The sequence below is a fragment of the Amphritea opalescens genome (assembly GCF_003957515.1).
Classification (GTDB): domain Bacteria; phylum Pseudomonadota; class Gammaproteobacteria; order Pseudomonadales; family Balneatricaceae; genus Amphritea; species Amphritea opalescens.
On the sequence record NZ_RQXW01000003.1, the window covers coordinates 223,312 to 248,894 of the forward strand.

The 25,583-nt window shown below is 49.8% G+C and carries 21 protein-coding genes; 11 read left to right on the forward strand and 10 right to left on the reverse strand.

What is annotated here, in order from left to right:
* Positions 1-32 precede the first annotated feature (32 nt).
* Positions 33-1,571 carry a 2-isopropylmalate synthase gene (locus tag EH243_RS04945; protein ID WP_126157532.1) on the reverse strand — a complete coding sequence of 513 codons (1,539 nt, stop codon included), beginning with the start codon at positions 1,569-1,571 and terminating at the stop codon, positions 33-35.
* A gap of 247 nt (positions 1,572-1,818) precedes the next feature.
* Between EH243_RS04945 and EH243_RS04950 the strand changes: the two genes are divergently transcribed.
* On the forward strand, positions 1,819-3,003 hold the full coding sequence (locus tag EH243_RS04950) for a MalY/PatB family protein (RefSeq protein WP_126157533.1): 1,185 nt from the start codon (positions 1,819-1,821) through the stop codon (positions 3,001-3,003).
* A 109-nt stretch (positions 3,004-3,112) separates the two neighbouring features.
* Here EH243_RS04950 and EH243_RS04955 read toward each other — a convergent pair whose 3' ends face one another.
* From EH243_RS04955 to efp, 3 genes are all read right to left on the reverse strand, one after another.
* Entirely contained in the window at positions 3,113-4,141 is a 1,029-nt protein-coding gene (locus EH243_RS04955) for a pilin (RefSeq protein WP_126157534.1), read from the reverse strand.
* Positions 4,142-4,423: 282 nt separating this feature from the next.
* Positions 4,424-5,395 carry an EF-P lysine aminoacylase EpmA gene (epmA, locus tag EH243_RS04960; protein ID WP_126157535.1) on the reverse strand — a complete coding sequence of 324 codons (972 nt, stop codon included), beginning with the start codon at positions 5,393-5,395 and terminating at the stop codon, positions 4,424-4,426.
* A 566-nt stretch (positions 5,396-5,961) separates the two neighbouring features.
* Positions 5,962-6,525, reverse strand: a complete 564-nt coding sequence (efp, locus tag EH243_RS04965) for an elongation factor P (protein ID WP_126157536.1) — start codon at positions 6,523-6,525, stop codon at positions 5,962-5,964.
* 110 nt (positions 6,526-6,635) lie between these two features.
* On the opposite strand from efp, the gene epmB reads away from it, so the two are divergent.
* Together epmB and EH243_RS04975 are read left to right on the forward strand one after the other, a co-directional pair.
* A complete protein-coding gene (gene epmB, locus EH243_RS04970; protein ID WP_126157537.1) occupies positions 6,636-7,646 on the forward strand; it encodes an EF-P beta-lysylation protein EpmB in 1,011 nt (336 codons plus the stop codon).
* Between the two features lie 6 nt (positions 7,647-7,652).
* On the forward strand, positions 7,653-8,477 hold the full coding sequence (locus EH243_RS04975; protein ID WP_126157538.1) for a glucosaminidase domain-containing protein: 825 nt from the start codon (positions 7,653-7,655) through the stop codon (positions 8,475-8,477).
* Between the two features lie 71 nt (positions 8,478-8,548).
* On the opposite strand, the gene EH243_RS04980 is transcribed toward EH243_RS04975, so the two are convergent.
* The gene (locus EH243_RS04980; RefSeq protein WP_126157539.1) at positions 8,549-11,878 is read right to left on the reverse strand and encodes an EAL domain-containing protein; all 3,330 of its coding nucleotides are present in this window, start codon (positions 11,876-11,878) and stop codon (positions 8,549-8,551) included.
* A gap of 479 nt (positions 11,879-12,357) precedes the next feature.
* Complete coding sequence (locus EH243_RS04985; RefSeq protein WP_126157540.1) at positions 12,358-12,675, reverse strand: DUF1820 family protein; 318 nt, start codon at positions 12,673-12,675, stop codon at positions 12,358-12,360.
* Positions 12,676-12,834: 159 nt separating this feature from the next.
* On the opposite strand from EH243_RS04985, the gene miaB reads away from it, so the two are divergent.
* The 5 genes from miaB to lnt all read left to right on the forward strand — a co-directional run bounded on the left by miaB (position 12,835) and on the right by lnt (position 18,148).
* Positions 12,835-14,193 (forward strand): tRNA (N6-isopentenyl adenosine(37)-C2)-methylthiotransferase MiaB, encoded by a 1,359-nt coding sequence (gene miaB / locus EH243_RS04990; protein WP_126157541.1) that lies wholly within the window; start codon positions 12,835-12,837, stop codon positions 14,191-14,193.
* Positions 14,194-14,270: 77 nt separating this feature from the next.
* Entirely contained in the window at positions 14,271-15,284 is a 1,014-nt protein-coding gene (locus EH243_RS04995; protein ID WP_206441520.1) for a PhoH family protein, read from the forward strand.
* Entirely contained in the window at positions 15,281-15,739 is a 459-nt protein-coding gene (ybeY, locus tag EH243_RS05000) for an rRNA maturation RNase YbeY (RefSeq protein WP_126157542.1), read from the forward strand. The genes EH243_RS04995 and ybeY overlap by 4 nt, the downstream gene beginning before the upstream one ends.
* A 28-nt stretch (positions 15,740-15,767) precedes the next feature.
* Entirely contained in the window at positions 15,768-16,628 is an 861-nt protein-coding gene (locus EH243_RS05005; RefSeq protein ID WP_126157543.1) for an HlyC/CorC family transporter, read from the forward strand.
* Complete coding sequence (lnt, locus tag EH243_RS05010) at positions 16,628-18,148, forward strand: apolipoprotein N-acyltransferase (protein WP_126157544.1); 1,521 nt, start codon at positions 16,628-16,630, stop codon at positions 18,146-18,148. The genes EH243_RS05005 and lnt overlap by 1 nt, the downstream gene beginning before the upstream one ends.
* Here the strand turns inward: lnt and EH243_RS05015 are convergent.
* Positions 18,104-18,646, reverse strand: coding sequence for a zinc ribbon-containing protein (locus EH243_RS05015; RefSeq protein ID WP_126157545.1), 543 nt, complete (start codon positions 18,644-18,646; stop codon positions 18,104-18,106). The two genes, lnt and EH243_RS05015, sit on opposite strands and share 45 nt — an antisense overlap.
* A 125-nt stretch (positions 18,647-18,771) precedes the next feature.
* Here EH243_RS05015 and leuS point away from each other — a divergent pair, with 125 nt between their 5' ends.
* Genes leuS through holA form a run of 3 tightly spaced genes read left to right on the forward strand, consistent with a single transcriptional unit; the run spans position 18,772 to position 22,924 of the window.
* Positions 18,772-21,360: a leucine--tRNA ligase gene (gene leuS, locus EH243_RS05020; RefSeq protein WP_126157546.1), complete on the forward strand. Its 2,589-nt coding sequence runs from the start codon at positions 18,772-18,774 to the stop codon at positions 21,358-21,360.
* 10 nt (positions 21,361-21,370) lie between these two features.
* The gene (locus tag EH243_RS05025; RefSeq protein WP_126157547.1) at positions 21,371-21,886 is read left to right on the forward strand and encodes an LPS-assembly lipoprotein LptE; all 516 of its coding nucleotides are present in this window, start codon (positions 21,371-21,373) and stop codon (positions 21,884-21,886) included.
* Between the two features lie 18 nt (positions 21,887-21,904).
* A complete protein-coding gene (gene holA, locus EH243_RS05030; RefSeq protein WP_126157548.1) occupies positions 21,905-22,924 on the forward strand; it encodes a DNA polymerase III subunit delta in 1,020 nt (339 codons plus the stop codon).
* Positions 22,925-22,944: 20 nt separating this feature from the next.
* Here the strand turns inward: holA and EH243_RS05035 are convergent, their stop codons facing one another.
* The 3 genes from EH243_RS05035 to EH243_RS05045 form a co-directional block, all read right to left on the reverse strand.
* Positions 22,945-23,547, reverse strand: coding sequence for a class I SAM-dependent methyltransferase (locus EH243_RS05035; protein ID WP_126157549.1), 603 nt, complete (start codon positions 23,545-23,547; stop codon positions 22,945-22,947).
* Positions 23,548-23,746: 199 nt separating this feature from the next.
* Complete coding sequence (locus tag EH243_RS05040; RefSeq protein ID WP_126157550.1) at positions 23,747-24,187, reverse strand: OsmC family protein; 441 nt, start codon at positions 24,185-24,187, stop codon at positions 23,747-23,749.
* A 336-nt stretch (positions 24,188-24,523) separates the two neighbouring features.
* Entirely contained in the window at positions 24,524-25,552 is a 1,029-nt protein-coding gene (locus EH243_RS05045) for a glycosyltransferase family 2 protein (RefSeq protein WP_126157551.1), read from the reverse strand.
* Between the last annotated feature and the right edge of the window lie 31 nt (positions 25,553-25,583).

Sequence of the window (25,583 nt, forward strand, 5' to 3'; positions counted from 1 at the left end):
GACTTCAACTGAACTTCAATTAAATGCCGATATTAAACCTGTGGATGCGCTTTTTCGACCGTCGATTCAAGCATATTCAATGCATGGATATAGGCCTTAGCTGAAGCGATAATAATATCGGTATCGGCGCCTAAACCATTGACGATACGGCCACCTTTTTCCAACCGCACGGTCACTTCGCCCTGAGAGTCTGTACCGCTGGTAATCGCATTAACCGAATACAGCTCCAATGACGCACCCGAATCGACGATCGTTTCAATCGCTTTAAAGGCCGCATCAACGGGGCCACTGCCCTCGGCTTCGGCAGTCTGCTCGGTATCATCCATCGAAACGGTCACTTTCGCCAACGGCACTTCACCCGTCTGAGAATTCACCGCCAAACTGCTGAGCTTAAACTTCTCGTAATGTGACGCACGGGTATCACTCACCAGCGCCTGTAGATCTTCATCGAAAATCTCATGCTTTTTATCGGCCAAATCTTTAAATCGAGCAAAAGCGGTATTCAACTCAGCATCGGATTCAAACGTCGTACCCAACTCCTCTAAACGAGAACGAAAGGCGCTACGGCCAGAATGTTTACCCATCACCATCTTATTGGCGTTCCAGCCAACATCTTGTGCGGTCATGATTTCGTAGGTTTCACGATGTTTCAGCACGCCATCCTGATGAATACCGGATTCATGGGCAAAAGCATTCGCCCCGACAATCGCTTTATTGGGCTGTACAGGGAAACCGGTAACACTGGAGACTAAACGGGACGCAGGAACGATCTGCGTAGCATCAATACCGGTATGTAAACCCAGCACATCCTGACGAGTACGCAGCGCCATAACGACTTCTTCGAGTGACGCATTACCCGCCCGCTCACCTAGACCATTAATAGTACATTCCACCTGCCGCGCACCGGCCGTCACCGCCGCGAGAGAGTTCGCGACCGCCAAGCCTAAGTCGTTATGACAGTGTACCGAGAAAACCGCTTTATCCGCATTGGGAATACGGCTAAGCAGTTGTGTGATGGTATGGCCGAACTCGTCTGGAACCGCATAGCCGACTGTATCGGGGATATTGATGGTGCGGGCGCCAGCATCGATAACCTTCTCGATAATACGACACATGAAATCCAGATCAGAACGGCTGGCATCTTCTAGAGAAAACTCCACATCGCTGATCAGGTTACGGGCGCGTTTAACCGCATAGACCGCCTGCTCGACAACCTTATCAGGGTCCATCTGCAACTTATATTTCATATGGATCGGCGAGGTGGCGATAAAGGTATGTATCCGCCCCGAATTAGCATTCACTAACGCTTCACCGGCGCGGTCGATATCCGCATCCAGCGCCCGAGATAGAGAACAGATAGTGCTGTCTTTAATCGTATCCGCAATCGCTTTAACCGAGGCAAAATCCCCCGGAGAGGCGATCGCAAAGCCTGCCTCAATCACATCGACCCGCATCTTTTCCAGCTGTTTAGCAATGCGTAGTTTCTCTTCACGGGTCATGGAGGCGCCGGGGCTCTGTTCGCCATCACGCAATGTTGTATCAAAAATAATTACACGGTTATTATCGGTCATGACCGGACTCCAAAACTGATTAACGACGGCGATACCCAGCGCTGTAAACAGGCGGCATTGCTAAGCCGGAAAAAGGGATCAACAGGTGGCGGAACAGAAAGTTGCAAAGGTAAAAATTTGCCGGAAAATCGGGGCCGCATCCACTATATTATCTGATTCTGACTAATATAACTTCCTGATGGCTATTTGCAACTCAATGACGTACAAATAAATGCCTGTCAGCCTCTAAATTAAAGGGATACAGCCGATGAGTAAGCGCGGTGATAATAACCAAGATTTAACCACACCTTTCGATCAGTCAGTCGACCGTCAAACCACCTCTAGTCAAAAGTGGGAAAAATACCGCGATACCGATATTTTACCTATGTGGGTGGCCGATACCGACTTCATGGCCCCGCCTGCGGTGATCGAAGCCCTACAGGCGCGGGTGGATCACGGCATATTTGGTTACACCAACACGCCGACCGAACTCAACCAGTTGGTGATTGAGCGGATGCAAACACTTTACCAATGGTCGATTAGTGAAGAGTGGCTCGTTTGGCTACCGGGGCTCGTATGCGGCCTTAACCTTGCCTGCCGCAGCGTCGGCGTGAGTCAAGATGAAGTCGCCACCGCTAAGCCGGTTTACCCTCCTTTTATGTCGGCACCCCGTTTATCTGATCGCCGCTTAATCACCGTGCCGATGATCGAACAACAGCAACGCTGGTTAATCGATTTTGATGCCCTAGAGAACGCCATCACCGACAACACTTCGCTGCTGCTCTTCTGCAACCCTCACAATCCCGGAGGCACCGTCTACCGCGCTGAAGAGTTACAACGGCTAGCGGATATCTGTATCAAACATGGGTTAACCGTCTGTTCCGATGAGATCCATTGCGACCTGATTATGGAACCCGGCCTCAAACATATCCCCTTAGGATCACTCAACCAAGAAATCGAAGCCCAAACGATCACCCTGATGGCCCCCAGTAAAACCTTTAATATTGCGGGGCTCGGCTGCTCCTTTGCCATTATCCCCGACCCACAGCGACGCAAACAGTTTCAACAGACCCGTAAAGGGATCGTGCCAGACGTTAATTTACTCGGTTATACCGCAACGATGGCGGCCTATAAAGAGGGTGGCGAATGGCATCAACAACAGCTGGATTACCTCAAGGGCAACCGCGATTATTTAATCAAAGAGATCAATCAGATACCCGGCCTACGACTCAATCCGGTCGAAGCCACCTATTTGGCATGGATCGATGTCTCTGCCGCTAAATTGGAAAACCCCGCTCACTTCTTCGAGCAAGCAGGGGTAGGGATGTCCCCAGGACGGGATTTCGGCGATGATCGCTTTATGCGACTCAATTTCGGTTGTCCGCGCAGCATGTTAATTGAAGCCGTTGACCGGATTCGCCGCGCAATGCTGAGTCACTTGCCTAGTGGATAATGCCTTCACCAAGTACACTTTGTTTTATGAGTAGAACAAGTATGATGTTTTCAATAAGCTGACGTAGCCATCTATTGGCTACGCCTAGACTTTCAAAGTTACGGCTGTTTTAAATACTCACGCAACTCCCACTACGCCGTCCTCCTTGCCATTGGCAAGATTGAGACTGAATACAACTATCACGCCCTTTGTTACTACACTGCGCAGCGTTATTTCCGTTGTTTCCGTTGTTTCCGTTGTTTCCGTTGTTTCCGTTGTTTCCGTTGTTTCCGTTATTTCCGTTGTTTCCGTTGTTTCCGTTGTTTCCGTTGTTTCCGTTGTTTCCGTTGTTTCCGTTGTTTCCGTTGTTTCCGTTATTTCCGTTATTTCCGTTGTTTCCGTTGTTTCCGTTGTTTCCGTTGTCTCCGTTGTCTCCGTTGTCTCCGTTGTCTCCGTTGTCTCCGTTGTCTCCGTTGTCTCCGTTGTCTCCGTTGTCTCCGTTGTCTCCGTTGTCTCCGTTGTCTCCGTTGTCTCCGTTGTCTCCGTTGTCTCCGTTGTCTCCGTTGTCTCCGTTGTCTCCGTTGGCATCTGTTGAACCGGTATCACCTGTTGAACCTGTTGAACCTGTTGAACCTGTTGAACCTGTTGAACCTGTTGAACCACTACCCGTACTACCACTGGTACTAACAACACTTGCTAAAGTACAGGTCAACGAAGCGCTACCGTTACCTGAAGCGCAGGAAGTAGGTAGATACTCGGCTGACACACCGGAGCCGTCAGGGGATGTGCAATCCCAGCCAATCAGATAGTTATTATTACAACGAGGCACAAACTGGAGCACATTATGATTACCCAGTTTACTAAGGTTATATTCAACACTGATAACACCGCCAGAAACACTAACCGTATCTATATAGTCGGTTTCATAATCCCCTAGATTAAGCCCCAAACCCGTGTCAGTTGCAGGGATTTCACCCGTTTGCATTAATTCATCAGCCATCCGTAGCTTGACCGGGCTTACTATACTAAACCCTTCGGACACTTTCGCTTTGGTTGTATAGCTGGTGTAAGCCGGTATCGCTATCGCAGCCAATACACCTACCACCGCTATCGCAATCAAAATCTCGATCAGCGTAAAACCGGAATGACTTTTTCTCATATATGCGCCTTTTGATAAATAAACCACTAAAACCACTGCTGGTTACTTAATGAACAGTATAGCTTAAAAGGCGCTTGTTATGGACGGGGAGACAGATCTTATGCTCACTTTGAGAGGTCAATACCCAGAAATAAAGCCAGCGATGGTGATAAATTACGAATAGGCGATAGGTGACTCATTGCGAACGAGAAAAAACCGATGATTGATACCCCTTGGCCACTCTTTTGATGGCCTTCATGACCTTTTGTGCGTTGAGCCGCAGAGACTCAACCACAAAGAGTATCAAGCCCGCTCAAAGGGCAGAGCTATCACGTCACTAATATTGCCAGTGCCTAGTGCCAACATCACTAACCGATCCAGTCCGATAGCTACGCCGGCACAGTCAGGCAGACCGCTTTGCAATGCGGCCACCAACAATGAATCGGTCGGCCTAACCGGCAGTCCCTCCGTTTGCCGCTGAAGAATATCCTGTTGAAAACGTTGGGCCTGCTCACGGCTATCCGTCAGTTCGAAATAACCATTCGCCAGCTCTACTCCGCCGATAAATAGCTCAAATCGACAGGCAACTAAGTGCCCCTCCGCATCGAGCTCCGTACGGGCTAATGCTGCCTGACTCGCAGGATAATCATAGACAAACACCGCACCTTGATCCGCCAATTGCGGTTCGATCACATGGGACATCAGCAGGTTTAACCAGTTATCGCGGTTATCATCCTCCATCTGCACCTCGATATGCTGTCGAGCAATGGCGACCAGCTCACTCACCTTGACCGATTGGAGGTCTATTTGAATATATTGCCGAAATAGATCGGCGTAGCTGATCCGTTTAAAATCACCGAGACCGATAAGGGGGCCCACCAGCGCTTCAACCTCATCCATCAACTGATGGTGATCGAACCCAGGGCGATACCACTCCAACATGGTAAATTCTGGATTATGACGCCGACCACACTCACCGTTACGAAACGCCTTGCAGATCTGGTAGATCGCCCCACTGCCGGAAGCCAGCAAACGTTTCATGGCATATTCAGGCGAACTTTGCAGATAGCGCGTTTGTTCCTGCTGGCCCGGCAACGGGTGATAACGACACTCAATGGTATCGATATAGGGGTCACTCACGGCAGCCGCTGTCATCAGCGGCGTTTCGACCTCCATCACCTGACGTTCGGCGAAAAAAGCACGAATCTGAGCTAGTATGCTGGCCCGGCGCTGCAGGTTTTCAATAGGTGCGGTTGCCCGCCAAAGTTCACTCATGGAAATCACTCGTTGATCAGGACCTAAAATGGCAGAAACTGCCGCTACTGCATCCACTACATTTGCTGATTCAAAAGAGTCTAGACATATGCAGGCTGTTCATCGCAGTTCCTGCGTGCGCCCGAGGCATACGCCGACCCAAGAGCGCCTGTACATCGCTGCTCCTGCGCATCCCTGCACCCGTGGCATACGCCGACCCAAGAACGCCTGTACATTGCCGCTCCTGCGCATCCCTGCGCCCGCGGCATACGCCGACCTAAGAGCGCCTGTACATTGCCGCTCCTGCGCATCCCTGCGCATCCCTGTGCCCACGGCATACGCCGACCCAAGAGCGCCTGTACATCGCCGCTCCTGCGCATCCCTGCGCCCGCGACATACGCCGACCCAAGAGCGCCTGTACATCGCCGCTCCTGCGCATCCCTGCGCCCGCGACATACGCCGACCCAAGAGCGCCTGTACATCGCCGCTCCTGCGCATCCCTGCGCCCGCGGCATACTGTACGTCCTGTACATAAAAACGGCAGCCTAGGCTGCCATTAATGATCCGCTGAATGCGCGATGGTTCTATTATGCGCGGGAAACGTAATCGCCGGAACGGGTATCGATCTTCAGGATATCGCCCTGCTCAATAAACAGTGGTACACGCACTACCGCACCAGACTGTAACTTAGCCGGTTTAGAGCCGCCCTGCGCCGTATCCCCTTTCAAACCGGGATCCGTTTCAACCACTTCTAGCTCCACGAAGTTAGGTGGCGTAATAGAGATAGGATTATTGTTCCAGAGTGTGACCAAACACTTATCTTGCTCTTTCAGCCACAGGTGAGCATCGCCAATCGCTGTTTTATCGGCAGCCACTTGCTCATAGCTTTGTGGGTCCATGAAATGCCACATTTCGCCATCGCAGTACAGATATTCCATATCCGTATCCATGACATCCGCCCCTTCCGCCGTTTCGTTCGACTTGAAGGTACGCTCCCAGGTACGACCGGTAATCAGGTTTTTCAGTTTAACGCGGGTAAACGCCTGTCCTTTACCTGGTTTCACGAATTCAACATCTACCATTGAACAAGGATCACCCTCGATCATCACTTTCAGGCCATTTTTAAACTGGTTGGATGGGTAATTTGCCATATTGATCTCGAAATAGATTAGACTCAGGTGATCTGTTGCCACCGCAAAATTGACACACATTCTACTTGAAAGGAGAATGCGAGCAAATTTTCCAGCGAAATTAATCCACTATGAACTCAATCATTCCGTTGCCGGACACTTGGCAGACCCTACTCAGCCAGACTTTAGAGAGTCCAGAAGCGCTGATTCGTTACCTCGATCTGCCTGAAAGCCTCTTAGAGGGGGCCAATCGCGCCCATGCCGAGTTTGCGATGCGCATTCCTCGCCCTTGGCTCGACCGTATTGAGAAAGGCAACCTTAACGATCCTCTCCTGCGACAAGTACTCCCGCTGGGCGAAGAGATGGATGATGTGCCGGGATTTACGCAGGATCCACTGGAGGAGATGCATAGCAACCCAGTAGAAGGGTTGATTCATAAATACAAGGGCCGAGTGCTGGTGATACTCACCGGCGCCTGTGCGATTAATTGCCGCTACTGCTTTCGTCGTCACTTCCCCTATGCCGACAACCGCCTCGGGCCGACGCAATGGCAAAAAATCATCGCTTATATCACCGCGGACAGCAGCATAACGGAGATTATTTTTTCCGGTGGTGATCCGCTGGTCTCCAGTGACGCCCGCTTAAAGCAGTTTATTACCGACCTCGAACAGATCCCCCATCTGACTCGCCTACGCATCCATAGCCGACTACCCGTAGTGCTACCCCAACGGATTACTGAATCTCTCACACAGGTACTGCAACAAACCCGTCTGAAGGTCGTTACCGTGATTCACAGCAATCACCCGCAAGAACTCGATGAACAGGTCGCCAACGCGGTACAACGATTACATCAGGCAGGTGTCACGGTCTTTAATCAAGCCGTGCTTCTGCGGGGTATCAATGACAGCTGCGAGATTCTCAAAGGTCTCAGCGAAAAACTATTTGATATTGGCGTACTGCCCTATTATCTGTTTACCTTTGATCCGGTCAAAGGTGCGGCCCATTTTGATATCCCCGATAGCGAAGCCAAACAGCTGTTGCAGCAGTTACAGGATCAACTCCCCGGCTACTTAGTACCCCGCCTCGCGCGGGAGATCCCCGGTCGTGGCTCTAAAACCCTGCTATCCCTCGATCAGGATTAACAGACGATGCGACAAACAGAGCGAAACCCGTTACAAACCCTGCTGCTATTTATCGTCGCTTTAGCCTTTGGTTTCGGCACCCTGATACAGATCGCCGATCAATCCAAACCGGATCAACAACTCGATATTCACTACCAATCGTTAACAACAGCGGCCGATATCATCCCGCTGACCAACCCCACCCGCGCGATTGCTTACACCTCGGTGGTCTCCTTAGATACACTGCCGGTCGCCGATAAAAAACAACGTTTTATCGCACTCCTGTTACCCGCCATCCTCATCAGCAAGCAAAAGCATCAACAACAGCGCCTAAAGCTCGACAAAATTCTAGCCAGCAAAAAACCGACCAGCCCTGAGCAAACTTGGCTGAATCAACAGATGGCCCTCTATGAAGTAACAACGCCCAGCCAACTGAAGCAGCGGATGATCAACCTACCTAACAGCTTGATACTGGCTCAAGCGGCACTCGAGACTGGCTGGGGAAGTTCGCGATTTTTTGTCCAAGCCAATAATGTGTTCGGCATCTGGTCATTCGATCCTAATGAAAAGCGGATGATGGCCAGCCAGCAACGGGAGGGGAGGAAAATATATGTGAAACGATACGATTCGCTGCTAGGCGCGATAGACGACTATTTTTTGACCCTTGGACGGGGTAGCGCATACAAAGAATTGCGACAGGCTGCCCGTAAAACCCAGAACAGCCAACAACTGATCCGTCACCTGCATCGCTATAGCGAACTGGGAGAAGATTACATTCAGCGCTTAGCTACACTGATTCGCCACAATAACTTAAAGCAGTACGACCAGTATCACTTACAGAACAAGGCATAAGCTTCAGTGACAACACCTTAGGCTGATTGATTTAACGCTAAACGCTAGCCTCAGCTGACGTTGGTAGACAACTAACGGTCATCTTCACCGCTCACCTGCTGTAACAGCTTATCTAGCGGTTCTGGGTAACCCAAACCATACCCCTGCCCATAATCGACACCAATATCACGCAACATGTCACAAATCTCGGTGTTTTCAACAAATTCAGCAATGGTCGTTTTATGCATCACATGGCCGATATCGTTGATCGATTTAACCATCGCTTGGTCCAGCTCATCATCCAAAATACCTTTCACAAACATGCCATCGATCTTCAAGTTATCCACCGGCAAGTTTTTCAAGTAGGCAAAAGAGGATAAACCACTGCCAAAATCATCTAATGAAAACTGACAACCATAGGCCTTCAGCGCATTAATAAACCGCTGTGCCTCAAGAAGATTAGCAATCGCGGCGGTTTCCGTAATCTCAAACTTCACTTTGTAAGGCAGCAGCGTAGAGCTTTCTAAATGACCGATGATCGCTTCTTTAATGCGCTGATCCCCTAAACTGCTACCCGAAAGGTTAATCGCACAGCAACCGAAATACTGACTGAACTGAGTAAAGTTGCGATCTAACCAAGCAAACGCATGGCTAACAACCCACTCATCGATCCGGCCAGCTAACTGATAACGTTCAGCGGCGGGCAGAAACGCGCCAGGCGGAATAATATTACCCTCCCGATCTTTCATCCTCAGCAGCAGTTCGACATCCGGTTTAAGCTGTGTATTTTGCAATGGCACAATCAGTTGGCCATAGAGCGTAAAACGATCCTCTTCGAGGGCCGCATTAATCTCAGAGACCCAATGCATCTCACCTTCCCGCTGGGCCAACATCTCATTACCCACGGTGTAGAGGTGCACTCTGTTACGCCCCGCATCTTTAGCGGTATAGCAGGCGGAATCAGCCTGTTTCAGCACTTCGGTTAGGTTAGCCGAGTGCTCTGTGATAGCGACAACCCCGACACTCACGCCAATATTAAATGACTGCTGTTCCCAGCAAAACTTAAACTCAGCAATCGCATCCCGCAGGCTTTCAGCCACCTCATGCGCTTTTTCCAGTGAACAGTTCAATAATAAAATACCGAACTCATCACCGCCCAAGCGGGCAAGGGTATCATTGGACCGCACCTGACTTTGCAGTATCGATGCGATCTGTCGCAGCAGTTCATCACCGGCAACATGACCACAGGTGTCGTTCACCACTTTAAACTGATCTAGATCGAGGAAGCAGAAGGCATGTTGGCAACCAGGGGCGCGCTGATGCTGAAACATCGACTGCAAACGCATCTCGAACTCTCGCCGATTGATTAGGCCGGTCAATTGATCATGGCTGGCATGATAGCTCATCTGTTCAGAGATCAAGCGATTCTCTGTCACATCCAGCAACGTCACAACATAGTTAGTCAATTGACCCATGAAGTCATAGATCGGCGCAATATTCACTTGCGCCCAGAAAAGCTCGTTGGATTTTTTCCGATTCCCTAAAATCCCGCCCCAGTCGGGCTGGTCAACGAGTCTCGGCCAGAGGTCTCGGTATGAGGTTTCACCCGGTTGTTCAAAGTGCAGCATATTGATATTTTGACCAACCACATCATCAAGCGTGAAGCCCGTCTCTTCCGTAAATCGAGGACTTGAGTATTCGATCTCACCATCAGGCCGAGTGATCAAGACCATATTAGGGCTAAACTCGACCGCCTTGGATACTTTTACCAGTTCTTGCTCGGTTCGACGACGTTCCTCAACTTCATATTGCAGCGATGCGGTTCTTTCTTTAACCAGCTGGCTAATGCGTATCGTGCTACCGGTCAAAGACAGCAGCCAGCCCCCCAACAACGCGGTGAACATCATTCCCCCTAGGAGAATAATCCAACTACTCCACTGGGAAAAATGGAATAGAAACTCAGGTTTGGCGCTGTATTTAAACAGATAAACCCGCCCACCCATCAGATATTCTTGACTCCAAGTCAGCTTTTCTGCCGCCACCGGCGATGACTCTCCCGTGGGATAGATCTGCAAAGACCCGTCGGTAATATCAAACAGTTCAAGTTCCATTTGAGTCGACTGATCAGCCCGCTCTTGTAAGACGGCACCGATAAAATCACTTATCCGATAAACGGTTGCAACAACCCCCTCCTCTGAGACGCCATCAATACCGGCATGACTGATATGCAGATACTCAACGACGCCCCACTGAGCACCTGATTCCTGAATCAACCGAAACGGCGCCGTCGCGACAGGCATGCCGAGCTCTCGTGCTTTTTCCACTGCCACTAGCGCAATAGGATTACTCGCGACATCGAAACCCAAGGCCCGTTTATTGCCATCAAACGGCTCGACATAACTGATGGGATAATAAAAGTCTCTCTCACCGGCGATCACCAGAGCCCCACTGTCATCCTTTTCGACAATACGCCCGGAGAAATTCTTGGATCTCTCATAGTTCTGTCGGTTGGCATTAGCGATTCGCGGCGTCCACTCCAGCGCCTGCAGCTCGGGGTAGCGCTGCAGTATATGTACCGTAAAATTAGAAAAGTCTTCTCTATTAATATGACTGCTGCTCAAAAAAAGACTTTGCAATGAGAAGAGCACTTCACGACCGGCTTCCAGCCGACTCTCGATATTAGAGTGCAGTTGTTCCGCCTGTTGATTAAACTTTAATCGACGTTCCTGTAGTTCGTAATTTTTAGTAATTAAAAACAACACCACAATCACCATCAACAATCCGGTCATCGGTAAAACAATGGCCATTTTTCGCGTATAAAGCGAACTCTGTCGATGGGCAAAAAGTGCGAGCAATACCGGCGCAACCACAATGGCGCCGATGCTGTCACCAATAAACCAAGTAAGCCAACCAACAAAGAAATGCTCTGCGCCAACAGCATCAAACATCAACAAGGTTATATTCGCCACTAGGCTAGAAAAAAACGATGCCAACGGGCCGATAATCAGTAAAAAACAGACAATCTGCTTATCATCGATAAGGGTTGGAAAACCACCTAATAAACGGTAAACCAGCCATACAGCCCCCACCGCTTCCAGTAAGGCCGCACTGCTCAGTAGGACCATCAACGTCAAGGACCGCAACGAAGACTCGACACTACTAGTATCAAGCCAACTGCTGGCGTAAAAGATCATAAAAGCGACAAAAAGCCCAAAACTAGCCCGATAACCCCGTAGCAAGATCGCCGTAATCGACACCCCAGCCGCAGGCCATACCGCAGACGCATCGCTCGGTGGAATCGACAATAAACCTTCTGACAGATAGGCCAGCAACAGATAAGCCATACCCGGAAATACATGGGTATAAAGCAGATCGCTAAAACGATCGAATGGTCTTATAGAAGTCGTTAGCTGTGATGACATGTCTAAATGGCGTTCTCTATAGGTGCTAGGCAATATAAAATCATAAGCGCAAAATGAAAAACATTCTGAATTGATATTGGTCTAAAACGAGTGCACTTGCAAAATAACTTTCTGAAACAGAACCTTAAGATAGCCCGCAATACCGCTTCAACTTGACCTTTTCACGGGTCGAATCATCATCGACAAGTCGACAGCGCTACTTAAAAGGGCCGAGAAATATCAAGTATCGCCATTGAAAGGCAGCTAGGAACTCATCGAATAGCGGAGCAAATAGCGGGAGGTAGGCAGGAAAGGCAGACAAATAATATACAACGAGACAGAGCGGCCCAATAATCGATGGACATCCCAGTCCACGGTGAATCTAACGTTTAGACAGAAACCAACGATCACTTAAAGAGCACACTAGCCTAAATCTGAGGGGTAACGGCTGAGCACTGCGGATGATAGGGCCTGATATTAGCGCTCATAACCGGCCGGTGTTAGGTATTTCTTGGCGGCATCACAGGGAAAGGTGTTACTGTTCCCTTCACTTCCGTAATTTTTGCAGGGCCTTGATGTTTAACTTCATCGATACGAATCACCGCCTGCATCGGAATATAGCTTCTTTCTACATCTTCAAACTGCTTCTTTAACTTCTCTTCAGTGGGATCAACGACCATAGAACCCTGACTACCAAAAATGATATTTTCTATCTCAAGAAACCCCCAAAGGTCACTTTGGTAGACATTCTGCGCATAGATCTCATAGATCTCGTTCTGATTTAGAAATTTTATTCGGTAGATCGGATCGCTTGCCATGGTTCATCATACTCACAAAAAGTTAACTGCCGTTATTATGGGGGCGCTTTAACTGATTACAAGTACTCATCGAGGCCGGTTAAAAACTATGCAGCTGGGTTGCCATAAAGTATAATTCCCGCCCTTTTCATTTCTCCAAGCCGTAAAAATAGGTGAGCCATGGCCAAGAAGCTATTCATTAAAACCCACGGATGTCAGATGAACGAATATGATTCATCGCGAATGGCCGATCTGCTGGGCGAAAGCCATGAGCTAGAGCTGACCGACAATCAGGAAGAAGCCGATGTATTGCTGCTGAACACCTGTTCGATTCGGGAAAAAGCTCAGGAAAAAGTATTTCACCAGTTAGGCCGCTGGCGCAAACTGAAAGCCAAGAATCCTAATCTAAAGATCGGTGTCGGCGGTTGCGTGGCATCACAAGAGGGTGACGCCATTCTTAAACGCGCCCCCTATGTTGATATGATCTTTGGGCCACAAACCCTGCATCGTCTGCCTGAGATGATCGATATCACCAATGCCGGCACCCATAAAAAAGGCATCGTCGACATTAGCTTCCCAGAGATCGAAAAATTCGATCATCTCCCTGCACCAAGAGTCGAGGGGGCCGAAGCCTTCGTTTCCATCATGGAAGGTTGTAGTAAATACTGTACTTTCTGCGTGGTGCCGTACACCCGTGGTGAAGAGGTTAGCCGTCCGTTAGATGACATCTTGGCCGAAGCCGTCGAGCTGTCGGAACAGGGTGTTCGCGAGGTCCATCTACTGGGGCAGAATGTGAACGCTTACCGTGGCGACACCCACGATGGTGATATTGCCGACCTAGCCGAGCTGATCCGCTGCATTGCGGCTATTGATGGTATTGACCGTATTCGTTTTACCACCTCTCATCCCGTCGAATTTAGCGATAGCTTAGTCGAGGTATACCGCGATGTGCCGGAACTGGTTAGCTTCCTCCATCTGCCGGTACAAAGTGGCTCTGATCGCATTCTAATGGCGATGAAGCGTGGTCATATGGCACTGGAATACAAATCATTGATTCGTAAAATCCGTGCGGCGCGCCCAGATATCACCCTATCATCGGACTTTATTATCGGCTTCCCCGGTGAAACTGAGGCCGACTTCGAAGCCACCATGAACCTGATTGCTGAAGTCGGCTTTGATAACTCCTACAGCTTTATCTACAGCCGCCGCCCTGGTACTCCTGCTGCCGACCTGCCGGACGATGTATCGGAAGAAACGAAAAAGCAGCGTCTGAAAATTTTACAAGACCGCATTACCCAGCAAGCACTACAGATTAGCCGCCGCATGGTCGATACGGTCCAACGTATCCTCGTGACCGACTACTCACGTAAAGACCCAGGCATGCTGCAGGGACGTACTGAAAATAACCGGGTGGTTAACTTTCGTTGCGAAAATCCAGATCAGATTGGCCACTTTGCCGATGTGCGCATCGCTGAGGTTTACACCAACTCGCTATTAGGTGAATTGGTCGGCTCCGAATTGGACGGCACACTGCAGTAAGCCGTGCCGATTTGGCCCTATACACGCGACTGTCGCGCCGCTAAATTAAACAGATTCGTTATCTTAAGGATGCATTCTTGAATACAGCGCAAACCATCCAGCTCACCTTAGAGCCGGATAATACTCAATCACTCGCTAACCTTTGCGGTCAACTCGATGAACATCTGCGCCTAATGGAACAACGTCTAGGCATAGAGATCAGTAACCGAGGTAATCATTTTAAACTGGCGGGCAAATCCAATGTGGTGCGCGCCGGTGCGAAGATGCTTGAACAGCTGTATGAAGATGCCCAACAAGGCGAACAGATCACCCCAGATCAGATTCACCTGCTGCTCCAACAATCCGGTATCGAGCAGCTCTCGGGTAGTGAACTGACCGCGCCGGTCTACCAAGCCGACATTGCGATTCAAACCCGTAAAACGCTGATTCGCCCCCGTGGACCGAATCAACAAACCTATGTCCGTACCATTCTGACCCATGATATCAATTTTGGTATCGGGCCTGCCGGCACGGGTAAAACCTATTTAGCGGTGGCTTGCGCCTGTGAAGCCTTAGAACGCGAAGAGGTCAGCCGTATCCTTCTGGTGCGCCCAGCAGTGGAAGCAGGCGAAAAACTAGGCTTTCTGCCCGGCGATCTTAGCCAGAAGGTAGACCCCTACCTGCGGCCTCTCTACGATGCCCTCTATGAGATGTTGGGCATCGAGCGTGTCAGCAAACTGATTGAACGCAATATTATCGAAGTGGCACCGCTGGCCTATATGCGCGGCCGAACCCTCAATGGCTCCTTTGTTATCCTCGATGAAAGCCAGAACACCACCCGCGAACAGATGAAGATGTTTCTGACTCGGATCGGCTTTGGCTCAACCGCGGTCATCACCGGCGACACCACACAGATCGATCTACCCAAAGGCGTCCGCTCCGGCCTGATTCATGCTAGCGAAGTCCTCAAAGACGTCAAAGGTATCGGCTTTACCCGCTTTACCGCCAAAGACGTGGTACGCCACCCATTGGTCGGACATATCGTTGAAGCCTATGATCAGTATGAACAACATCACGACGCTCAGTCGGCTAATCAACAGGGGCACCGATGACTTACTTTGTTGACCGCCAGTGTCAAATCGCCGACGAAGGCCTTCCCAGCGAAGAGCAACTCACCACCTGGGTAACAGCAGCCCTTAAAGGCCGCCTTGAGGATGCTGAACTATCGATCCGAATCGTCGACCCTGAAGAGAGCCAGACGCTGAATCATCAGTACCGCGGCAAGGATAGTTCAACCAATGTGCTATCCTTCCCATTTGAGATGCCTGAGGGCATCGAACTCGACCTACTAGGCGATCTGGTCATTTGCGCAGAGGTTGTTGCCCGCGAGGCCGAAGAGCAAAATAAGCCATTATTTAACCACTGGTGTCATATGGTCGTGCATGGAGTCTTGCATCTACTTGGATTCGACCATATAAATAACGCTGAAGCAGAAGAGATGGAACAGCTGGAGCGGGATATTCTTGCGAGTTTAGAGATACCCGACCCTTACTTAATCACTGAATAAGCCTGACACCTAACACACGGAGTACCACATGAGCGAAGAGCGATCGGGACATGGCCAAAATAATAAGTCTTGGCTAGACAAGCTCTCCCAGATTTTTTCTGACGAGCCCAAGACCCGGGAAGATCTGTTGGCCGACCTAAAAGACGCCACCGATGAAAACGTTCTAGATCAAGAAGCCTTCAGCATCATCGAAGGCGCCATGCAGGTTGCTGATCAGCAGGTGCGTGATGTCATGATCCCCCGTTCGCAGATGATTGTGGTTGAAGCTGACCAAACGCCGAAAGAGTTTCTCCCCATCATCATCTCTTCGGCCCACTCCCGCTTTCCCGTAATTGGCGAAAACCCCGATGATATTCTGGGGCTATTGCTGGTAAAAGACCTACTGCCACTTATTCTCGATGAAAACCATCTAGAAAATTTCGATATTCGGCAGTATGTGCGTAAAGCGACCTTTATTCCTGAGAGCAAACGCCTTAACGTGCTACTCAAAGAGTTTCGTGCGACCCGTACTCATATGGCCATTGTGGTCGACGAATATGCCGGTGTCTCTGGCGTCATCACTATCGAAGACGTGCTCGAACAGATTGTCGGGCAGATTGAAGATGAGCATGATGTCGAAGATGATGACGGCAATATCAAGCCGTTCGATGATAATGGCTATATCGTTAAAGCTCTGACACCGATCGAAGACTTCAACGAATTCTTCGATATTGGTATGCCGGATGATGATTTTGACACTATCGGCGGCCTCGTCACCCAAAAATTTGGTCACCTACCCCGTAAAGATGAAAGCGTTGAAATCGATGCTTTTACCTTTAAAATTCTCAGCGCAGACAACCGTCGAATCCGCCTACTTCAGGTTATTCGGTCAGAATCGGTCAAACAATAATGACAAACCGTACCTCCTTGATCGCTTGGCGGGTCTTGCTCAGCATAATAGCCGGTGCACTTGCCCCGCTATCGCTAGCACCTTTTGACTACTGGTATCTGGGAGGCGTATCGGTCGCCTTACTCTTTACACTGCTACATCACTGCTCACCCCGCGCAGGCGCTTGGCTCGGCTGGTGCTATGGCCTAGGCTTCTTCGGCAGCGGCGTTTCTTGGGTGTTTGTCAGTATTCATGAATACGGCAACGCATCAACGCTCTTAGCCGGCGCGATGACGGCTCTCTTTGTCGCCGCACTGGCTATTTTATTTGCCATACAGATATGGCTTTATACTCGCCTATATCGCAACCTCATTGGCTTTTGCGCTTTATGGATACTATTTGAATGGCTGCGTAGTTGGCTATTGACCGGCTTCCCCTGGCTTTATCTTGGCTACGGTCTAGTCGACACGCCCTTAGCGGTGTTTGCGCCTCTAGGCGGCGTATGGTTGCTCAGTCTTTATGTCGTGTTAACCGCTACCCTGCTGGTTACCTTCGTTAAACGCCTAAAACAACCTCTACAGGCAGCGACCATTCTCATGGTGCTTGGGCTGCCTTGGGTTGCCATAGAGCAGAACCAGATTCCCTCCAACTGGACAACGCCGGTAGGCGAACCCCTTAAGGTAATGGTAGTACAGGCCGATATCCCACAACAACTCAAGTGGAGCCCAAGCCAGTTAGAAACAATCTTACAAACCTATGTTAATCTGAGTCAGGACAGCGATAAGGTCGACCTATTGGTCTGGCCAGAAACCGCGATCCCCAGTTTTTACCGTACCGCGAAAACAATGCTCAGCCCGCTGATCACCTATTTAGAGAGCAACGATACCGCACTTATCAGCGGTATTCCCTCAATCTATCGTGACCCAGAAGCACCGAAAGGTCGGCGCTATACCAACAGCTTAACCCTATTTGCAGGCGGAAGCGGCAGCTACGATAAGCAACGCTTAGTACCCTTTGGTGAATATGTGCCATTGGAAAATCAACTGCGCGGCATTATCGACTTCTTCGACCTGCCGATGTCAGAATTCAGCCTTGGTGCGCCGAATCAGCCACTACTAGAAGCCGCCGGCAGTCAGATAGCGCCCTTTATCTGTTATGAAATTGCTTATCCAGAATTGGTAAGAGAGCAGAGCCTAGAAAGCGACCTGCTACTCACCGTCAGTAATGATACCTGGTTTGGCCATTCCAGCGCCCCGGCACAGCATCTACAGATCGCCCGTATGCGAGCTTTAGAAACCGGTCGTTGGCTCATTCGCTCAACCAATAACGGTATTAGTGCGCTGATCTCCCCTGAGGGTAAGATCAACACAACCATACCCGCCTATGAACAAGCGGTAATGATCGGCGAAGTTCGCCGTATGCAGGGCCTCACCCCCTATCAGGAGTGGGGCATTAAGCCGTTACAGATCGTTATCGGCTTGCTGTTATTCATCGGATTAATCACTGCCCCACGGAGCAGATTGACGCGTAAAGAGCTCTGAGCCACATTTAGGGCAGGCTTCTAAAGGACCAGTCGTGGTATGCACGACGGATTCACCACAGGCAACACAGACAAAGGTTCCCGGGGCGGCAATTTCACCGGCGGTGTATTGATCATCGCCTTCGGCTAACCGTTGTTGGAGCTCGGTGATACCGATCCGGGTTTTATCGGCTAAATCCATCAACTGGGTGGCAATGGTCTGCTCAAGGTAGTCGAGATCAAAATTCAACCAAGCCGCAATCCCCTCACCCGTTTCATGGGCGTAATAACCCAGTTGTTTCAAATCCCGCTTGAGATAGGCACTCAGAAGATCCATCTCATCGCGGGTCATATCTTCAGCCGCTAACTCTAACTCGACCGCTTCTTCAATTTTCTGCTGCAGGTAATCCCATGACCACTGTTCTGCAGACGTTAAATCCTCACGTAAACGGTTTAATACCCGATCATATTGCGCACTAAGATCTTTATCACGACTCTCTTTACTTCCCTTGTTACTCATATCACTCTCCAAAGCCGACTTAAAACTATATGTAGCATTACATATATTGTATCCTATGCAACACACTTGAAACTATCCTTTGACCGGCACCCTATAATAGCCGGTTTTTTATCATCAGAGTCAAAATGAACGAACAATATAACCCGCAGCATATTGAGCCTGAAGTCCAGAAACACTGGGTCGACAACGAGAGCTTCAAAGCCACTGAAGACCTGTCCAAAGAGAAGTTCTACTGTCTCTCCATGTTCCCCTACCCCAGTGGTCGGCTACACATGGGACACGTACGCAACTACACGATTGGCGATGTAGTTTCACGTTACCAGCGAATGCAGGGCAAAAATGTCCTACAACCGATGGGATGGGACGCTTTCGGCTTGCCTGCGGAAAACGCGGCTCTGAAGAACAAGGTCCCGCCCGCTAGCTGGACCTACGAAAACATCGATTATATGCGTACTCAGCTAAACCTGATGGGATTTGGCTATGATTGGAGTCGCGAGATTGCTACCTGCCACCCCTCTTATTATCGTTGGGAGCAATGGTTCTTTACCCGACTGATGAAAAAAGGCTTGGTCTACAAAAAAGACTCTGAAGTTAACTGGGATCCCGTTGACCAAACAGTATTGGCTAACGAACAGGTTATCGACGGTCGCGGCTGGCGCTCGGGTGCCTTGGTTGAGCGCAAAAAGATTCCTCAGTGGTTCCTGAAAATCACTGATTATGCCGATGAGTTGTTAGACGATCTTGATAAGCTCGATGAATGGCCTGAACAGGTACGCACCATGCAGCGTAACTGGATTGGCCGTTCGGAAGGGGTCGATCTCAGTTTCCATGTTGACGGCTTTGGCGCACTGGATGTGTTTACTACCCGTCCTGACACCCTCATGGGTGTAACCTATGTGGCGGTTGCTCCTGGCCATCCCCTGGTACAGCAAGCCGCGGCCGACAACCTCGAACTGGCAGCGTTTGTCGACGAATGCAAAAACATGAAAGTGGCCGAAGCCGACATGGCCACCATGGAGAAAAAGGGCTTTGCCCTGGGCATTGAAGCAACCCATCCCCTGACCGGTGAGAAAGTCCCCGTTTGGACCGCTAACTTCGTGCTGATGGACTACGGCTCCGGTGCCGTTATGTCAGTGCCTGCGCACGATCAGCGGGATTATGAGTTTGCCAAGAAATACAACTTGCCCATCAAACAGGTTGTCCGCCCAGCCGATAACCGTGAGATCGACCTCGACAAAGAAGCCTTCACCGATAAGGGCGTGCTGGTTAACTCCGGTGACTTTGATGAGCTAGAGTTCGACGTCGCCTTTAAAGCTATCTCTTCGGAACTACAGAGCAAAGGCAAGGGCAAAACCACCATTAATTATCGCCTACGCGATTGGGGCGTCTCCCGTCAGCGCTACTGGGGCACACCTATCCCTGTGATTAACTGCGATAGCTGTGGCGCCGTACCAGTCCCAGAAGATCAGTTGCCGGTTGTATTACCCGTTGATGTGACCTTCGACGGTGTTGGCTCACCGATCAAGAAGATGGATAGTTTCAAGAAAACTACCTGCCCTTCTTGTGGTGGTCCTGCCGAGCGGGAAACCGATACCTTCGACACCTTTATGGAGTCCTCTTGGTATTACGCCCGCTATGCCTGCCGCAACGCCGATACCATGCTAGAACCCGAAGCAGCCAACTACTGGCTGCCGGTGAATCAGTATATCGGTGGTATTGAGCACGCTATTTTGCATTTGCTCTATTCCCGCTTCTTCCACAAACTGATGCGCGATGAAGGCCTCGTTAACTCTGATGAGCCGATCGAACGACTACTATGCCAAGGCATGGTGCTAGCCGATACCTATTATCGCGATGATGCCAATGGCGGTAAAACTTGGATTCCGCCCACTGAAGTCAAGGTTGAACGCGACGAAAAAGGCCGAGTCACTCAGGCGGTACATATCGCCGACGGCCAACCGGTCGAATCAGCCGGCATGGGCAAGATGTCCAAGTCGAAAAACAACGGTATCGATCCTCAGGTGATGATCGACAAATACGGTGCCGATACCGTACGCCTGTTTATGATGTTTGCAGCGCCACCTGAGCAATCACTGGAATGGTCTGACTCCGGCGTTGAAGGGGCTCACCGCTTCTTACGCCGTCTCTGGAAACTCGTCTACGATCACCTGCAACATTCGGCTGATCCGGTGGCACTTAATCCAGCCAGCCTTAACGATCAACAGAAAGAGCTACGCCGTAAGACACACGAAACCATCAAAAAGGTTTCCGACGATATTGAGCGACGCCAAACCTTTAACACCGCCATCGCGGCAGTGATGGAACTAAGCAACGCCATTAGTCGGTTTGCCGATGACAGTGATCAAGGTCGAGCCGTGGTACGTGAAGCAGTCACCGCCGCCGTGCAGCTGCTTGCGCCGATTGTACCGCATATTACCCATCAACTATGGGCAGACCTCGGCAATAACAACAATCTGCTAGAAGCCCCTTGGCCTATCGTCGATGAAGATGCCTTAACGCTAGCGAATGTACAGATGGTGGTTCAGGTAAATGGCAAGGTCCGAGGTAAAATTACTCTGCCTGCTGATTCCGAAGAGAGCATCGTACTGCATACCGCGCTGGCTGATGAAGGCGTACAACGTCATATGGATGGCAAAACCATCCGTAAACAGATCGTTGTACCCAATAAGCTCGTTAACATCGTGGTAGGTTAAGGACATAAAAATGATACGCTGCCAAAGCCGGCTATCGGCTACAATCTTCTTTACTGCTTGTTGTCTGCTGCTATCGGCCTGCGGGTTTCACCTGCGCGGTAGCGCAGATATCGCCGAGCCGCTGCGGCAGCTAACCCTGAAAACCCCAGAGCGCTCCCGCAGTCAACTGGCGCCTACTCTTCGTCGGCAACTAGAAGCCAACGGCGTAAGCGTTAATAAAGGGAAAGGCTACCTGCTACAGATCGTCTCAGAGAAACGCAGTCGACGTGAAGCAACGCTAGGAGCCAACGCCGATATTGATGAATACGAATTAACCACAAAAGTGAATTTCATCGTTAGAGATCCACAGGGAGAGGTTGTCTTAGAGCGTGATATCGAAGCCGAACGTACCTATGATTACGATACGGATGCAGAGACCGCCAGCAACGCGCAGGAAGCGCAACTGTACACCGAAATGGATAAGCAACTGGCCAATCAAATACTCCGTTTATACACCCATGTACAAGCGGCGACCCCGACTCCTTAACCTTAGATATTAGGCCCTATGAAAATAAAACCGGAGCAACTTGCCAGCAAACTCAGCCAGCAGCCGGCTCCGGTTTATCTTGTTACCGGCGATGAAACCCTGCTGATTGAAGAAAGCTGTGATCTCTTACGTCAGCACCTCCATAGCATCGGTTTTAGCGAGCGGGAAACTCTCCATGTCGAAAGCGGTTTCAAGTGGGAATACCTACTCGAATGCGCTAACGCACTCTCACTGTTCGCCGAACAGAAAATCATTGAACTGCGTCTCGGCAGCCAAAAGCTTAACAAACAGTCTAGTGAAATTCTTCGGGAATACCTACAACGGCCCGCCGAAGACAATGTACTTCTCATCATCGCTAATAAGTTAGATGCCTCCGCCAAAAAAAGCGCCTGGTTCAAAGCGATTGATCAGCAAGGCATTATTGTCGAAATCTGGCCGATCGACCTGCAACAGTTACCGAATTGGATCAATCAGCGCGCCCGCCAGATCGGCTTAACGCTGGAAAATGATGCGATCCAACTGCTCTGTGAACGCATCGAGGGTAACCTACTCGCCGCGAAGCAGGAGCTCGACAAACTCAACCTGCTGTATGCAGGTCAGAATGTAACCGTCGATATGGTGATGGACAGCGTCTCGGATAGCTCCCGTTATGATATCTACGGCTTAACAGAAGCCGCCATACTGCAACAGGTACCACGCTGCACTAAGATTATTGATGTACTGCGCCAGGAAGGCACGGAAGCCTCCGTTGCTTTATGGGCTATCGCCCGCGATGTCCGTTCACTGATCGCCTTGCAGAGCGGTCTTCAAAAAGGAACCCCCTTCGATACTCTCTGTCAGCGAGAACGGATCTGGGGCAATCGTAAAAATCAGATGCGCAACGCCGCACAGCGACTCTCTAACGATCAGCTCAGTTTGATGCTGAACCGCTGCGCCGATGCCGATGCTCAGATTAAAGGCGAACCCGGCGATGCTTGGTTGACACTCACAGGTATTATCTTACAACTGGCAGGGGTTGAGCTTTCACTGGAGTATTAGCAGTGAAAAACAGCTCTCAGTTAATCGATGGGCCCTTTCCTCGCAACAATCTGTACTACCGCGCTTTCACCCTGATGGTACTTTCCTTCAGAGATATCTCTTTCCACTTCGGCCGCTACGATAAAGTCTAACCCTTTCAGCTCGTCTTCTAACTCAACTAGCGCCATCAACATCGCTTTATCTGGTGGCCCACCAACACCGGTCATCTCAAGATGACGCTCAGTGTACGCCTCTAAAATAAACACGCCGTTGTTTTTTAGCGCACCCTTCACTTGGCCATGAACCTTTTTACGTAACCATGCAGGCAAATGGGCTGCGATAGATACGATGCCATCCCACTGGTCATGACCAATATCATAATCAACCAAATCAGCAACGATGGTTGAAATACTTACCCCACTCTCATTCGCGAGTCGTTCAGCTTTCTGCAGACCAACTGACGATTGATCGACCGCCGTGACCTCATATCCCTGTTGAGCTAAGAAAACAGCATTGCGGCCTTCTCCCTCAGCAAGGCAAAGTACTCGACCACCCTTAGGAATGCGAGCATATTCAGATTTGAGAAAGTCATTTGCTTGCGTGCCATAAACAAACTCTTTATCGCTATAACGCTGATCCCACATCGGTGGTTCCTCCACGATTTAATCACAGATAAGTTAACGCAAGCACCACGGCGACCATGATTAAAGGGGGTTAAAGGATATTAGCCATATCGACAGCAGACCTATTATCCGAAGCTCTGTCTATTATCAACAGCTAAAATAAAAGAGCTTAGATATTAAAATCTACGGCTCTAAGTCCTCAGATAGGCGTCTACAAATGCTACCCCTCTAATACCAACTCAACTTTTGTTTCATGCATGATATTGTCATCCAATGGGCAGCGATGACAAACAGACTGAAAGAATGCCTCTTTTTCCTCATCACTCAGGTCTGCATCGATCTTCGCTGTGACCGTGATCGTCTGGAACCCTATCCGGTCCTCTGTCGGCTTGCCTAACAACCCTGCTGGATTCATCGTGCCTGCCACGTCAATATCAATACTCCGCATCGTAATGCGCTGCTGATTGGCTGACAAACGAGCAATACTCCCGATGCACCCAGCCAGTGAAAACAAAAACAACTCGAGGGGAGATGGACCTTTATCGGTACCACCGGCATGAACCGCTTGATCAATAATGACTTTGTGACCGCGAATATCAGCATGAACCTGACAACCCGCCCCCATCGATGCTGAAACAGAGATAACTTTGCTTGCTGACATAATAAATACCCTAGATTAACAATAACTAAATAAGAAAAATCTAATATAATTATGGCACATGTTTAGTGATGAAATGAAGGACAAAAGTGAGTTGTAACACGTTTTAATTGATACTTGCTAGCAAGCCTTTTCCAAACCATGCCACCATTGAAAACATAACCATTAACCAGTATCGGTTTATCGTAACAGGGTGTAATTGAGACAAGAGATACTTGCATGCAGCTCACAGAAAAACGTCAGCTCATTAAAATCGAAGAGGGTAAAACAGGGGGTATGCTAAAAAAAGACAAAGAGGGCTGTTAACAGCAGCCCTCTATGAAAACAGTTAACGAAGACCTATGACAGATCCGTATCATCACTTGAGGTCTGATCCACTTTATTTGACTGAGGGTCACACCAACGCCCCTCTTCACCATGATCCAGCGTTTCACGCAGGGTATAGCCACGGGTATTCGAGGTTTCAAAAAAGATTCGCGACATCATTTCGGCCAAGACACCGGTCGTAATAAATTGCAGCGAGACCACCAACAGGAATATCCCCACTAAGAATAAGGGGCGACCACCGATATCCTCTCCCAGAAATAGCTTCACACCGATCAGCCAGGTCATAATCAATGACCCAACGACGCCCATACCCAGCCCTAGATAGCCAAAGAAGTGCCCTGGGCGCGCTTTGAACTTGAGGAAGAAGAACACCACCAACAGATCAAGAATAACGCGAAAGGTACGCGATAGACCGTATTTAGACTCGCCAAATTGACGGGCATGGTGATCTACCACCGTTTCACCGATGCGTGAAGGCTTGGTGACCGAAGCGACCCACACGGGGATAAAACGGTGCATTTCGCCAAACAGACGTACCTGTTTAATCACACTGGCGCGATACACTTTTAGGCTGCAACCATAGTCATGCAAATTAACGCCGGTCACTTTGGCGATCAAACGGTTAGCCTGACGCGAGAAAAATTTGCGGGTTGATTCATCTTCCCGCTGCTTTCGCCAGCCTTGCAACATATCGAGATCGCGCTCTTCCATCTCGACAATCATCCGCTGAATATCTGCGGGATCATTTTGTAGATCGCCATCCATGGTAACAATAATTTCACCACGGGCCGCATCGATACCCGCCTGCATAGCGGCAGTCTGGCCAAAATTACGTTGCAGCTCCACGATCCGTAGGTGATCACCCCACTGATCCCGAGCTTCCGTTAAACGCCCTACTGTATTATCTGGGCTACCATCATCGACGCAGATCAGCTCCCACTTACCGGCATAATCACTAAGGCACTCATGCACCCGCTCAACCAGCGGAAATACACTGTCCTCTTCCTTATACATCGGTACGACGATCGATAATGATTTCATAAACTACCCAGATTCAGGACATAAAATTGTT